A 218-nucleotide genomic window follows, 5' to 3' on the forward strand; every position below is an offset into this window, starting at 1 on the left:
TGCAAACCTTTGTAGGCCGGATAAGGCGTTTACGCCGCCATCCGGCGAAGAAATGCCTGATGCACTGCGCTTATCAGGCCTACGAATGCAAACCTTTGTAGGCCGGATAAGGCGTTTACGCCGCCATCCGGCGAAGAAATGCCTGATGCACTGCGCTTATCAGGCCTACGAATGCAAACCTTTGTAGGCCGGATAAGGCGTTTACGCCGCCATCCGGC

1 protein-coding gene is annotated in these 218 nt (G+C 55.5%); it reads left to right on the forward strand.

The genetic code is table 11. From position 1 onward, the window contains the following. Nucleotides 1-187, forward strand: a 187-nt coding sequence (locus QMN38_RS26910) for a hypothetical protein (protein WP_323606453.1), incomplete at its 5' end; no start/stop codon positions are given. Between the last annotated feature and the right edge of the window lie 31 nt (nucleotides 188-218).

The sequence above is a fragment of the Citrobacter sp. R-1.5.2 genome (assembly GCF_035064245.1).
Lineage (GTDB): Bacteria > Pseudomonadota > Gammaproteobacteria > Enterobacterales > Enterobacteriaceae > Citrobacter.